12 protein-coding genes are annotated in these 12,687 nt (G+C 58.2%); 8 read left to right on the top strand and 4 right to left on the bottom strand.

Annotated elements, in window-relative coordinates; all coding sequences use genetic code 11:
• Window positions 1-42: 42 nt before the first annotated feature.
• Window positions 43-1,737, bottom strand: a complete 1,695-nt coding sequence (locus tag ACX3YF_RS02990; protein WP_458946160.1) for a lactate permease LctP family transporter — start codon at window positions 1,735-1,737, stop codon at window positions 43-45.
• 264 nt (window positions 1,738-2,001) lie between these two features.
• Here ACX3YF_RS02990 and ACX3YF_RS02985 point away from each other — a divergent pair, with 264 nt between their 5' ends.
• A complete protein-coding gene (locus ACX3YF_RS02985) occupies window positions 2,002-2,769 on the top strand; it encodes an FCD domain-containing protein (RefSeq protein WP_047537454.1) in 768 nt (255 codons plus the stop codon).
• 72 nt (window positions 2,770-2,841) lie between these two features.
• Here the strand turns inward: ACX3YF_RS02985 and smpB are convergent, their stop codons facing one another.
• Window positions 2,842-3,324, bottom strand: coding sequence for an SsrA-binding protein SmpB (gene smpB, locus ACX3YF_RS02980; protein WP_047537457.1), 483 nt, complete (start codon window positions 3,322-3,324; stop codon window positions 2,842-2,844).
• A gap of 118 nt (window positions 3,325-3,442) precedes the next feature.
• Here smpB and ACX3YF_RS02975 point away from each other — a divergent pair, with 118 nt between their 5' ends.
• From ACX3YF_RS02975 to ACX3YF_RS02965, 3 genes are read left to right on the top strand one after another with little or no spacing between them, the layout of a single operon-like run.
• The gene (locus ACX3YF_RS02975; protein WP_130203898.1) at window positions 3,443-4,846 is read left to right on the top strand and encodes a sodium-dependent transporter; all 1,404 of its coding nucleotides are present in this window, start codon (window positions 3,443-3,445) and stop codon (window positions 4,844-4,846) included.
• Window positions 4,847-4,853: 7 nt separating this feature from the next.
• Window positions 4,854-5,288, top strand: a complete 435-nt coding sequence (locus ACX3YF_RS02970) for a type II toxin-antitoxin system RatA family toxin (protein WP_130203899.1) — start codon at window positions 4,854-4,856, stop codon at window positions 5,286-5,288.
• Window positions 5,281-5,595, top strand: a complete 315-nt coding sequence (locus ACX3YF_RS02965) for an RnfH family protein (RefSeq protein ID WP_130203900.1) — start codon at window positions 5,281-5,283, stop codon at window positions 5,593-5,595. The genes ACX3YF_RS02970 and ACX3YF_RS02965 overlap by 8 nt, the downstream gene beginning before the upstream one ends.
• Before the next feature lie 59 nt (window positions 5,596-5,654).
• Here the strand turns inward: ACX3YF_RS02965 and ACX3YF_RS02960 are convergent, their stop codons facing one another.
• A complete protein-coding gene (locus tag ACX3YF_RS02960) occupies window positions 5,655-6,182 on the bottom strand; it encodes an outer membrane protein assembly factor BamE (protein ID WP_047537469.1) in 528 nt (175 codons plus the stop codon).
• A gap of 97 nt (window positions 6,183-6,279) precedes the next feature.
• On the opposite strand from ACX3YF_RS02960, the gene fur reads away from it, so the two are divergent.
• On the top strand, window positions 6,280-6,684 hold the full coding sequence (gene fur / locus ACX3YF_RS02955) for a ferric iron uptake transcriptional regulator (RefSeq protein ID WP_026013299.1): 405 nt from the start codon (window positions 6,280-6,282) through the stop codon (window positions 6,682-6,684).
• A 75-nt stretch (window positions 6,685-6,759) separates the two neighbouring features.
• Here fur and recN read toward each other — a convergent pair whose 3' ends face one another.
• Complete coding sequence (gene recN / locus ACX3YF_RS02950; protein ID WP_448645792.1) at window positions 6,760-8,433, bottom strand: DNA repair protein RecN; 1,674 nt, start codon at window positions 8,431-8,433, stop codon at window positions 6,760-6,762.
• Window positions 8,434-8,674: 241 nt separating this feature from the next.
• On the opposite strand from recN, the gene grpE reads away from it, so the two are divergent.
• The 3 genes from grpE (at window position 8,675) to dnaJ (ending at window position 12,683) form a co-directional block, all read left to right on the top strand.
• Complete coding sequence (gene grpE, locus ACX3YF_RS02945; RefSeq protein ID WP_047537475.1) at window positions 8,675-9,241, top strand: nucleotide exchange factor GrpE; 567 nt, start codon at window positions 8,675-8,677, stop codon at window positions 9,239-9,241.
• A 102-nt stretch (window positions 9,242-9,343) separates the two neighbouring features.
• A complete protein-coding gene (dnaK, locus tag ACX3YF_RS02940; RefSeq protein ID WP_288101097.1) occupies window positions 9,344-11,260 on the top strand; it encodes a molecular chaperone DnaK in 1,917 nt (638 codons plus the stop codon).
• A 298-nt stretch (window positions 11,261-11,558) separates the two neighbouring features.
• Window positions 11,559-12,683, top strand: coding sequence for a molecular chaperone DnaJ (gene dnaJ, locus ACX3YF_RS02935; RefSeq protein WP_090315903.1), 1,125 nt, complete (start codon window positions 11,559-11,561; stop codon window positions 12,681-12,683).
• Window positions 12,684-12,687 lie beyond the last annotated feature (4 nt).

Genomic DNA, 12,687 nt, shown 5'->3' with positions numbered 1-12,687 from the left:
ATCGTGGTCCGGCGTCGGTTTTTTCCATGCCGCTTGTGGCTTTTAGTGCACCAGCATGCCGGTGAACCAGTAGGCCTGGGCCAATGTGATCAGGCCGACGATCGTTGCAAAGAATAGGCTGTGCTTGAGGGTGAAGCGGAACAGGTCCGATTCTTTGCCCACCAGGCCCGTCGCGGCGCAGGCCACGGCGATCGATTGTGGCGAGATCATCTTGCCGGTCACGCCGCCGCTGGTGTTCGCCGCCACCAACAGGGTGTCGTTAACGCCGATCTGGTGCGCGGTGGTCGCCTGCAGCGAGCTGAACAGGGCGTTGGACGAAGTGTCGGAACCGGTCAGGAACACACCGAGCCAGCCGAGGAATGGCGAGAAGAACGGGAACGCGGCGCCAGTGGCTGCCAATACCAGGGCCATGGTCGAGGACATGCCCGAGTAGTTGGTGACGAAAGCGAACGCCAGCACCATGCCGATGGACAGGATCGGCCAGCGCAGTTCGTAGAAGGTCTCTTTCAAAGTGGTCAGACCAGTTTTGATGTTGATCTTCAGAATCAGCATCGAGATCAGCGCCGAGAAGAAAATCGCCGTGCCGGTCGCAGAGATCGGGTCAAGCTTGAACACCGCCGGAATAGCCGTCGGCGTTGCGACGATCGGTGCAACTTTGATCACCATCTGGTCCAGGTGCGGAATGGCGAAGTTGAACACCCAGCTGTACATCGAGCCGCCGGCGGCGAACATGGCCTTGAACGGTTTCAGGGTCCAGATGGTGACCAGTACGGTCAGGATCAGGAACGGCGACCAGGCTTTGAAGATTTCACCCAGGCTGTAAGGCGAAGCGACGGTGGTGCGCTTCTGACCAAAGCCGCCGGCGCTGGCGGTGACCACGGACGCCGAGACGGCGCCGGCGATGTGTTGGCCGGCGGCGCGTTTCGGCTGCCAGACCTTCAGGAACAGCGTCAGGGAAATCAGGCTGGCGAGGGCCGAGGTGATGTCCGGCAGTTCCGGGCCAATGAAGTTCGAGGTGAAGAACTGGGTGACGGCAAAGCTCAAGCCCGCCACCAGTGCTGCCGGCCAGGTCTCACGGACACCCCGCAGGCCGTCCATCATGAACACCAGCCAGAACGGCACGAACAGCGACAGCAGCGGCAGTTGACGACCGGCCATGGCGCCGATCTTGAACGCATCGATACCAGTCACTTGCCCGGCAACGATGATCGGAATGCCCAGGGCGCCGAACGCCACTGGCGCGGTGTTCGCGATCAGGCACAGGCCTGCGGCGTACAGTGGATTGAAGCCCAGCCCGACCAGCAGCGCGGCGGTAATTGCGACCGGCGCGCCGAAACCGGCTGCACCTTCCAGGAAGGCGCCAAAGCAGAAGCCGATCAACAGCACTTGCAGGCGCTGGTCGTCGGTAATCGACAGCACGGAGCTGCGAATGATTTCGAACTGCCCGCTCTTGACCGTCAGTTTGTAGAGGAACACGGCGGCCACGATGATCCAGGCAATTGGCCACAGACCGTAGGCGAAGCCGTATCCGGCGGCGGCGAATGCCATGTCGACCGGCATCTGGAAGGCAAAGATTGCCACCAGAATCGACAAGGCCAGGGTGATGCTGCCGGCCACGTGGCCTTTGAGGCGGAATACGGCCAGGGCCAGGAAGAAAAATACGATAGGGATAACGGCCGCGAGGGCGGACAAGCCGAGGCTGCCGAGCGGGCTGTAGAGCTGTTGCCAGGTTTGCATATGGGGTGGCCCCTAATTGTTGTTGGTCAGGCACTGATCAGCGTTCTTGGTTAATTGGTAATACCAATTTACAATCGCTGTTGGCTAGGGTAAAAGCCTTGGAGGCGGTGTGTCAATTTGCCGCTCTAAAATTCTTGTCGAATGCCTGCGTGTTCGGGTCGTCTGATCTGCTTGTGCAATTGCTGTCTGGCAGGTGTCGGCGCTGCGCCGATAGGCCAGAATAGAGCCGCCGGCGAATCGTCGGGATCGTGGAGAAATTGAGTTATGGGGTTTGATCAGATTCGTCAGCGCCGTTTGTCTGACGATATTGTCGAGCGGCTTGAGGGCATGATTCTCGAGGGCACGCTGAAGGCAGGCGAGCGCTTGCCGGCCGAGCGCGTATTGGCCGAGCAGTTCGGTGTGTCTCGCCCTTCATTGCGTGAGGCCATACAAAAGCTGGCTGCCAAGGGGTTGTTGGTCAGCCGTCAGGGTGGCGGCAACTACGTGGTGGAGTCCCTGGGCACAACCTTCAGCGATCCATTGCTGCATTTGCTGGAGAGCAATCCTGAAGCGCAGCGCGATCTATTGGAGTTTCGCCATACCCTTGAAGCGTCCTGTGCCTATTACGCTGCGTTACGCGCCACGGATGTTGATCGTGAGCGGCTCACGGCGGCGTTTAACGAGTTGCAGGACTGCTATTCACGTCACGATGAAGTGAGCCGGGCGGAAGAGGGCGCGGCGGACGCGAAGTTTCACCTGGCGATCGCTGAGGCCAGCCATAACGCCGTGTTGTTGCACACCATTCGTGGGTTGTTTGATTTGCTCAAGCGCAACGTGGTGACCAACATCGGCGGCATGTACAAGCAGCGTACCGAAACCCGGGACATGCTGATCACACAGCATCGCGAGCTGTACCTGGCGATTGTCGAGGGTCGTGCGGAACAGGCGCGCGAAGTTTCCAGCCGACACATCCTGTATGTGCAGGAAGTGCTGGAGGAAGTGCGTCAGGAAGTGCAGCGCATGGCTCGGGCGGAGCGGCGCAAGGGGATGTAGCTGTCGTCATGAGATTCAATGTGGCGAGGGAACAAGCTCCCTCGCCACAAAAGCAGCGACCAGGCTGGAAAATTACTCTTCCTTGCCCTTGTTGCGCACCGCACGCTGCAACTCGCGGCCGGCATCGCGCTCGCGCTCGGTATCACGCTTGTCGTATTCCTTCTTGCCCTTGCCCAGAGCGATCTCGCACTTGACCATGTGCTTGCTCCAGTACCAGGACAGACACACGCAGGCGTAACCCTTTTGCTGCACGGCGGCGGACAGCTTGTCCAGCTCGCGCCGGTTGAGCAGCAGCTTGCGGGTGCGGGTCGGGTCGGCGATGACGTGGGTGCTGGCGGTCATCAGGGGCGTAATGTGACTGCCGAGCAGCCAGGCTTCGCCATCCTTGAGCAGCACGTAACTGTCGACCAGTTGCAGCTTGCTCGCCCGCAGACTTTTTACTTCCCAGCCGGCCAGGACCAGACCAGCCTCGAACCGATGTTCGATGAAGTAATCGTGTCGCGCCTTTTTATTTTGCGCGATGGTCCCTGTTGGGTGTTTCTTCTGTTTAGCCATAGGGGCGGCATTATAGGGAGTTGCACGCGAGTCGGCTACGGTGTTGCTGCGTGCTTGAGCAGGTTGATTGAATCCCGGACAATGCGCGCTCATTTTTGAACGCTTGGTCGTAATAACGATGTCGACAGACAAGGTTTCTGTCCACGGCAGTTGGGCTAGCCGCTGGGTCTTCATACTCGCTGCGACCGGTTCGGCCGTGGGCCTGGGTAGTATCTGGAAATTTCCGTACATGGTTGGCGTCTATGGCGGCGGCGCCTTCGTGCTGATGTTCCTGGCCTGTATTGCGTTGATCGGGGTGCCAGTCATGCTGGCTGAAACCCTGATTGGTCGGCGTGCCCGACAGAGTCCGGCCAACGCGCTGAAGGCGCTGGCACGCGAAGCGGGGCATTCGGGCAAGTGGTCCTGGGGGGCCTTTGCCGGGATGATCACGGCTTTGCTGATCCTGTCCTTCTATAGCGTCGTTGGCGGTTGGTCGCTGGATTACATCATCGATATGGGGCGTGGCGACTTCCAGGGTGTGACGCCGGATCAGGTGGGCGCTTACTTCGGCAATGTGATCGCTGATCCATGGCGACTGACACTTTGGCACACGATTTTCATGCTGTTGTCTGCCGTGGTGATCGCCAAAGGCGTGGTGGCAGGGCTTGAGCGCAGTCTGCGGATCATGATGCCGTTGCTGTTCGTCATGATCCTTGTACTGCTGGGGTACAGCATGACCACCGGGCATTTCATGGAGGGCGTGCATTTCATGTTCGACTTCCACCCGGAAAAAGTCCTCGATGGTTTGTTGCCAGCCATGGGGCATGCGTTCTTTTCCCTGAGCGTGGGCGTCGGCTCGATCATGATCTACGGCGCCTATATGCCGAAGAGCTCGTCGATTACGCGCACTGTGGTTGGCGTGGCGCTGCTCGATACCCTGGTTTCTCTCGTGGCCGGCATGGCACTTTTTCCGATTGTGTTCGCCGCAGGCCTGAATCCGAGCGAAGGGCCTGGCCTGATGTTTGTCAGCTTGCCATTTGCCTTTGGCAACGTGGTCTTCGGCCAATTGATGGGCGTCGTGTTCTTCGTGCTGGTAGCCATTGCGGCATGGAGTTCGGCAATTTCTCTGCTCGAGCCGATGGTGGCTTACCTGGTCGAGCGGACAAAAGTCAGCCGCGCCTGGGTTACCTTCTGGCTGGCGTTCAGTTGCTGGTTTGTCGGTCTCGGCACGGTGTTTTCTTTCAATATCTGGAAGCAAGCCAAGTTTTTCGTGAACGAAGGCGGTTTTTTTCACCTCTACCAATGGGGAGCCGCGGGCGGTCTGGATTTCTTTGGCGTGATCGATTTCTTTACCTCGCGGATCATGTTGCCACTCGGTGGTTTGTGTTTCGTGGTGTTCGCAGGCTGGGTGATGGGGCGGGAGGCGGTGCGCGACGAGTTGGCGACCCGCAACCCTGCGATTTTCGCCCTGTCCTTGTTCTTGATGCGCTATGTGGCGCCCATCGGCATTCTCGTAGTGTTTGCCGCACAGCTGTGGAAATAACGCTGACATGACGACACACATTTCACGTTCGGCCTTGCTGCCATATCCGGCGCAAGCGCTGTATGACCTGGTTAACGACGTAGCACGGTATCCGGAATTCCTGCCGTGGTGCTCGACAGCCGAAGTGCTGGAAGCCTCCACCGAGCATATGCGTGCGAGTGTTGGGGTGGCCAAGGGGGGGCTGAGCCAGCATTTTGTGACGCGTAACACCCTGGTTCCCGGTCAGTCGATTGAAATGAACCTTGAAGAGGGGCCGTTCACTCAGTTGCATGGTGTGTGGGTGTTCAAGCCGCTGGGTGAGAAGGCCTGCAAGATCAGCCTGGATCTGTCATTCGACTATGCGGGGCCGATTGTTCGCGCGACCCTGGGGCCGTTGTTCAATCAGGCGGCCAACACACTGGTCGATGCATTCTGTCAGCGAGCCAAGCAAATGTATGGTTGAGGCATTGAAAGAAGTCGAAGTGGTGTATGCCGCGGTTGATCGTCAAGTGCTTCTGTCAGTGACGGTGCCGGCAGGAACGACTGTTCGTGCGGCACTGGTGGCATCCGGTATTGGAATGGTATTTCCGGACCTTGACTTGGCCGGGTGCCCGGTGGGGATCTTTGGAAAGGTGATCACCGATCCCGATACGCGTGCGGTTCAGTCAGGGGATCGCATCGAGATTTATCGGCCATTGCTCGCCGATCCGAAAGAGGTTCGACGGCTGCGTGCGGCCAAGGCGGCCGAGGCCAAATCGCGGACTCAGTAACTCGTATGAAACCAGGCAATAAAAAACCCGGCATGCCGGGTTTTTTATTGTGTTGCAGATTATTGCGGCGAAGTGTCCAGCGGTTGTGGCGTCGGGACCGGAACGGTTTCTACACCGTCGACGTCTTTCTGGATCTGATCGAGCAGCGAGCCTGGTTTGACCGGTTTTTCCGGTTTTGGCTTCTCGGCGTTCTCTGCTGGAGCGGTCACTGTCGTGGCGCTGTCCTTGCCGAGAATTGCCTCGTCGCGACTCACGCCTGGCATGAAATCACCAGAGAGGCTGACAAGCTGGTCATTAGGGTTGAAGATGACGCTAATGCGTTCTTGTTGGCGTTCACCGCCACCCGGTTGCAGGCTGTACAGATAATCCCAGCGATCGGCATGGAACGTGTCGGTCAGCAGAGGGTTGCCCATGATAAACCTTACTTGCTTACGGGTCATTCCCGGGCGCAACTGGTCTATCATGTCCTGCGTGACGACATTGCCCTGCTGGATGTCGATTTTGTAAACCCCGGGGAATGAACAACCGGCGAGTGCGAGCAGTCCCACAAAGGTGAAACTGGTTAGCAAGAGCTTGGTGTTTTGCATCGGTGGGCGACTTCCACTATCTTGGCTGGGACAACGTAAACGCCGATCATACCCGCATTAAGAGAAGCTGCGAAGCAGCATCGCGAGAAAGCTGACCATGGTTGAAAATAGCGAACTACGCAAAGCCGGCCTCAAAGTGACCCTTCCACGGGTCAAAATTCTGCAAATGCTCGATTCCGCCGAGCAGCGTCATATGAGTGCCGAGGATGTGTACAAGGCATTGATGGAGGCTGGCGAGGACGTCGGTCTGGCCACGGTTTACCGTGTACTGACTCAGTTCGAGGCAGCTGGCCTTGTGGTGCGGCATAACTTCGACGGAGGCCACGCGGTCTTCGAACTGGACGACGGTAAGCACCACGACCATATGGTCAACGTCGAGACCAGCGAAGTGATCGAATTCTTCGACGAAGAAATCGAGCGCCTGCAGAAAGCCATCGTCGAGAAATATGGTTTCGAAATGGTTGATCACAATCTTGTGCTGTACGTGCGCAAGAAAAAGTAAGCATGTCGCGCGAATCTGAGATTCGTGAAACGAACGAAGGCGACCCCAGGGTCGCCTTCGTGCTTTCGGCCGAACTTAAATCTTCGCGGTGACGACCATTTTCCTGGCGTGAGCCAGGGATTCCTTGGTGAGGTCGATGCCTCCCAGCATCCGTGCGACTTCTTCGACACGATCATTTTTGCTCAGTCTGGAGACGGCAGTGTGGGTGGCGTCGTCGCCGCGCACTTTGTGCACAAACAGATGTTGATGACCTTGTGCGGCTACTTGTGGCAAGTGGGTAACGGTCAGAACCTGCCCTCGTTCCCCCAGGCGACGTAGTAGCTGGCCGACGATTTCGGCTGTTGGGCCGCCGATGCCCACGTCCACTTCGTCGAATACAAGGGTCGGTACACGGGACGTTTGTGCGGTGATCACCTGAATGGCCAGGCTGATACGCGACAGCTCGCCGCCTGAAGCGACCTTCGCCAAGGCTTTCAGTGGCTGGCCGGGGTTGGCGCTCACCAGCAGTTCTACCTGCTCCAGGCCGTTGGGCAAGAGTTCGTCACTGCTGTTAGGGCGTAGCTCGATAGTGAAGCGTCCACCGGGCATGCCCAGTCGCTGAATTTCCTGCTCCACGGCACTGGCCAGACTGCTCGAGGCCTGGTGGCGCAGCTCGCTGAGTTCCCGGGCTTTTTCCCGGTAGTGACGCGCATAGGCGGCCAACTCATCGCTCAGTCGCTCGATGGATTCGTCGTTGGCATTCAGGGTTTCAATCTCATCCAGCAGCTTCTGTTGCATCTCGGCGACTTCGGTCGGTTGGATGCGGTGTTTGCGCGCCAGGGTATAGATCGAATCAAGTCGCTCCTCGAGATATTGAAGGCGTGATGGGTCGGCATCGAAATTGTCGAGGAAGCGATTCAGTTCGCCCATGGCTTCTTCAACCTGGATTTGCGCGCTGGTCAGCAGGCTGCTGGCTTCGCCCAGGGCGCCGATCGAGTTGTTCACGCTCGACAAGCGGTTGAGGCTGGCGGTCAGGGCGTTCAGGACATTGCCTGAATCACTCTCGCTGCATTGCTCGACGACTTGTCGGCAGATGCCCAGCAAGGTTTCGGCGTTAGTCAGGTTCTTGTGTTCCTGTTCCAGCTGCTCCAGCTCATTGTCGCCCAGGCCCAGGTTTTCAAGCTCTTCGAGTTGATAACTGAGCAATTGATGGCGGGCTCGCTGCTCGTCGCCCGAGTTGGAGAGGCGCTCCAGTTCCTGGCGGGTCTGGCGCCAGCGTTGGGCGGCCAGTTGAACCTGGCGGGCGAGGTCCGTTGCGCCGGCGTATTCGTCGAGCAGGCGGCGGTGAGTGTCGGTCTTGAGCAGGGATTGGTGTTCGTGCTGGCTGTGGATGTCGATCAGCAGCTCACCCAAAGCCTTGAGATCGCCCAGGGGGCAGGGCGTGCCATTGATGTAGCCGCGCGAACGACCTTCGGCGGTGATCACCCGGCGCAGGATGCACGGGCCGTCATTTTCCAGGTCGCGCTCGGCGAGCCAGATGCGGGCTTCGGGAATGTCACACAGGTCGAAGGTGGCGAGGATATCGGCCTTGTCGGCGCCGGGGCGGACCACGCCACTGTCGGCGCGATCGCCCAGGGTCAGGCCCAGCGCGTCGAGCATGATCGACTTGCCGGCGCCGGTTTCCCCTGTGATCACGCTCATCCCGCGATCGAGTTCGAGATCGAGATGTTCGACGATGGCGTAGTTATGTACTGACAGGTGCACCAGCATAAAGGCCGCTCCCAGGCGTTAGGTCTGGTTATTTATACAGTGTTTTGTTTCGGACTGACAATGCCCCTCATTAGCTCGATTTGCTTGATCCGACGAAATCCTTAGTGCGCCCCGGAATGGTAATGCAGGTGTTTTTTGTAGGGTTAATGCAAGGAGATCCCTTGAAGCTGGATTTTGCGGCCCCATATAGCTGGGCAGAAGCGTGAGTTGAGCTCACGGACGATATTGAAAGGAGAATTCTATGGCTGACGAACAGGCAGTGGATACGCAAAATCTGGACGCCGATCAGGCCTCCCAAGCCTCGGGTGATGACTTGGCGGCTCGTGTAAAAGTGCTCGAAGAGCAACTGGCAGGTGCGCAGGATCAGGCTTTGCGTGTGGCCGCCGATCTGCAGAACGTCCGCCGTCGCGCCGAGCAGGATGTAGAAAAGGCTCACAAATTCGCGCTGGAAAAATTCGCCGGCGATCTGCTGCCGATCATCGACAGCCTGGAGCGTGGCCTGGAATTGTCCAGCCCGGATGACGAAAGCATCCGTCCGATGCGCGAAGGTATCGAGCTCACACTGAAAATGTTCCAGGACACCCTGAAGCGTTATCAGTTGGAAGCGATCGACCCGCACGGCGAACCGTTCAATGCCGTTCTTCATCAGGCAATGGCAATGCAGGAAAGCGCCGACCTCGAGCCGAACAGCGTGCTCAAGGTGTTCCAGAAGGGCTACCAGCTCAACGGACGCCTGCTGCGCCCGGCGATGGTCGTGGTCAGCAAGGCTCCGGCACCTGTTTCGCCTTCGATTGACGAGCAGGCTTGAAATTAGCCGCAAGGCCCCCATTTAGAAGTCAAGCGTTTAATTACTACCGCAGTTATCCATCACTGCTGCGGCAACCAAATCCAAAGTTTCGGGAGAGTGAACATGGGCAAAATCATCGGTATCGACCTGGGGACTACCAACTCCTGCGTCTCCGTACTTGAAAACGGCGTAGCCAAAGTTATCGAAAACGCCGAAGGCGCGCGTACCACGCCGTCGATCATCGCTTACGCCAACGATGGCGAGATCCTGGTTGGCCAGTCGGCCAAGCGTCAGGCAGTGACCAACCCGCACAACACCCTGTACGCGGTGAAGCGTCTGATCGGTCGCAAGTTCGACGAAGAAGTCGTACAGAAAGACATCAAGATGGTCCCTTACAAAATTGCCAAGGCTGACAACGGCGACGCCTGGGTTGAAGTGAACGGCCAGAAAATGGCTCCGCCACAAATCTCGGCTGAAATTCTGAAGAAGATGAAGAAAACCGCCGAAGACTACCTCGGCGAGCCAGTGACTGAAGCGGTGATCACCGTTCCGGCCTACTTCAACGACAGCCAGCGTCAAGCCACCAAAGACGCCGGTCGCATTGCTGGTCTGGACGTAAAACGTATCATCAACGAACCAACCGCAGCTGCGCTGGCTTACGGCATGGACAAGGCCAAGGGCGATCACACCGTGATCGTTTACGACCTGGGTGGCGGTACTTTCGACGTTTCCGTAATCGAAATCGCTGAAGTCGATGGCGAGCACCAGTTCGAAGTGTTGGCCACCAACGGTGATACTTTCCTGGGTGGTGAAGACTTTGACATCCGTCTGATCGACTACCTCGTCGACGAGTTCAAGAAAGAAAGCGGCATGAACCTCAAGGGTGACCCGCTGGCGATGCAGCGCCTGAAAGAAGCTGCTGAAAAAGCCAAGATCGAGCTGTCTTCCGCTCAGTCGACCGACGTGAACCTGCCGTACATCACTGCAGACGCCACCGGTCCTAAGCACTTGAACGTGAAAATCTCGCGCGCCAAGCTGGAAGCGCTGGTTGAAGACCTGGTTCAACGCACCATCGAACCTTGCCGCATCGCTCTGAAAGACTCCGGTATCGACGTTGGCGCAATCAACGATGTGATCCTGGTCGGCGGTCAGACCCGTATGCCACTGGTGCAGAAGCTGGTGACCGAGTTCTTCGGTAAAGAAGCTCGTAAAGACGTTAACCCGGACGAAGCGGTTGCCATGGGTGCTGCTATCCAGGGCGCGGTACTGGCCGGTGACGTGAAAGACGTTCTGCTGCTCGACGTCAGCCCGCTGACCCTGGGTATCGAAACCATGGGTGGCGTGATGACTGCGCTGATCGAGAAAAACACCACGATTCCTACCAAGAAATCGCAAGTGTTCTCGACAGCCGACGACAACCAGGGCGCCGTGACCATTCACGTGCTGCAAGGTGAGCGTAAGCAAGCGGCGCAGAACAAGTCCCTGGGCAAGTTCGACCTGGCCGAGATTCCGCCAGCACCACGTGGCGTGCCACAAATCGAAGTGACCTTCGACATCGACGCCAACGGCATCCTGCACGTAGGCGCGAAAGACAAGGCTACTGGCAAGACTCAGTCGATCGTGATCAAGGCCAACTCCGGTCTGTCCGATGAAGAGATCGAGCGCATGGTGCGTGATGCCGAGGCCAACGCCGAGGAAGATCGCAAGTTCGAAGAGCTGGCCGCTGCCCGTAACCAGGGTGATGCACTGGTTCACTCGACTCGCAAAATGGTTGCCGACGCTGGTGACAAGGTGAGCGCTGAAGAGAAGGCTGCGATCGAGGCTGCTGTCGTTGCTTTGGAAGCCGCTGTTAAAGGCGACGACAAAGCTGCGATCGAAGCCAAGGTTGAAGAGCTGTCCAAGGTCTCCGCGCCAGTGGCTCAGAAGATGTACGCCGAACAGGCTCAACCCGCTGAAGGCGCTGCACAGCACGCTGAATCGGCTGAAAAAGCTGACGACGTCGTCGACGCTGAGTTCGAAGAAGTCAAAGACCACAAGTAAGTTGTTGGTCGGCCGGTTGGCTGCCTTGGGGCGGTGACTGGTAGGATGTCGCCGCGCGGGAGCTTGCTCCCGCGTTGGCGTGTCTGGAGCAAGCGAATTTTTACAGCATGCGACAACGTTCGAGTGCTGATGGTATGGCCGGGAATGCTCCTGCTTTCCGAGCCGCAAGTACCGCATCGAATCAAAGACCAGGATCGTTGAATTGACGTGAGTTGGGTCCGGGCCTGTATTGGGGCTCAACGAGTTTGGCGAGGCTCAGGAGAGGTTTGTCGAACGTCCTCAAGAGTGCAAAAGACTTATGGCAAAGCGTGACTATTACGAAGTATTGGGTGTTGAACGAGGCTCAAGCGAGGCAGACCTGAAAAAGGCCTACCGCCGCCTGGCGATGAAGCACCACCCGGACCGTAATCCCGATGACAAAGCGTCGGAAGAGAAATTCAAAGAGGCCAACGAGGCCTACGAAGTGCTGTCCGATTCCAGCAAGCGTGCGGCCTACGATCAGTATGGTCATGCGGGTGTTGACCCGAGCATGGGTGGCGGTGGTGCCGGTTTTGGCGGTCAGAACTTCTCCGATATCTTTGGTGATGTCTTCAGTGACTTCTTCGGTGGCGGTCGCGGTGGTTCCCGTGGCGGCGCCCAGCGCGGCAGTGACCTGCGTTACACGCTGGAGCTGGACCTGGAAGAAGCGGTGCGCGGCACGACCGTGAATATCCGCGTTCCAACGCTGGTCAACTGCAAGCCGTGCGATGGCTCTGGCGCCAAGAAAGGCTCCTCTCCGGTGACCTGCCCGACCTGTGGTGGTATCGGCCAGGTGCGCATGCAGCAAGGTTTCTTCTCGGTGCAGCAGACCTGCCCGCGGTGCCATGGCCAGGGCAAGATTATTTCCGATCCGTGTGATTCCTGCCACGGCGAAGGTCGCGTCGAAGAGTACAAGACCCTGTCGGTAAAAGTGCCTGCCGGTGTTGATACCGGTGACCGCATTCGTCTGTCTGGCGAAGGCGAGGCGGGTGCGCAGGGCGGTCCGACCGGTGACCTGTATGTCGTGATCAATGTGCGCGAACACGCGATCTTCCAGCGTGACGGCAAGCATCTGTTCTGCGAAGTACCGATCAGCTTCGTCGATGCCGCGTTGGGTGGTGAGCTGGAGATTCCGACCCTTGATGGTCGGGTCAAGCTGAAAATTCCTGAAGGGACTCAGACCGGCAAGCAATTCCGTGTTCGTGGCAAGGGCGTTGCGCCTGTGCGTGGCGGCGGTGCCGGTGACTTGATGTGCCGCGTGGCGGTCGAGACCCCGGTCAACCTGAGTCGTCGTCAGCGCGAAATGCTCGAGGAGTTCCGTAGCTCGCTGGCGGATGACAACAGTCACTCGCCGAAAACCACTGGCTGGTTCGAAGGCGTGAAGCGCTTCTTCGGCGATCTGTAAGGAG

The organism is Pseudomonas fluorescens group sp. PF-69 (assembly GCF_054481235.1).
Note: the sequence above shows the minus strand (reverse complement) of the source record. Positions and strands in the feature narration are given on the sequence as shown.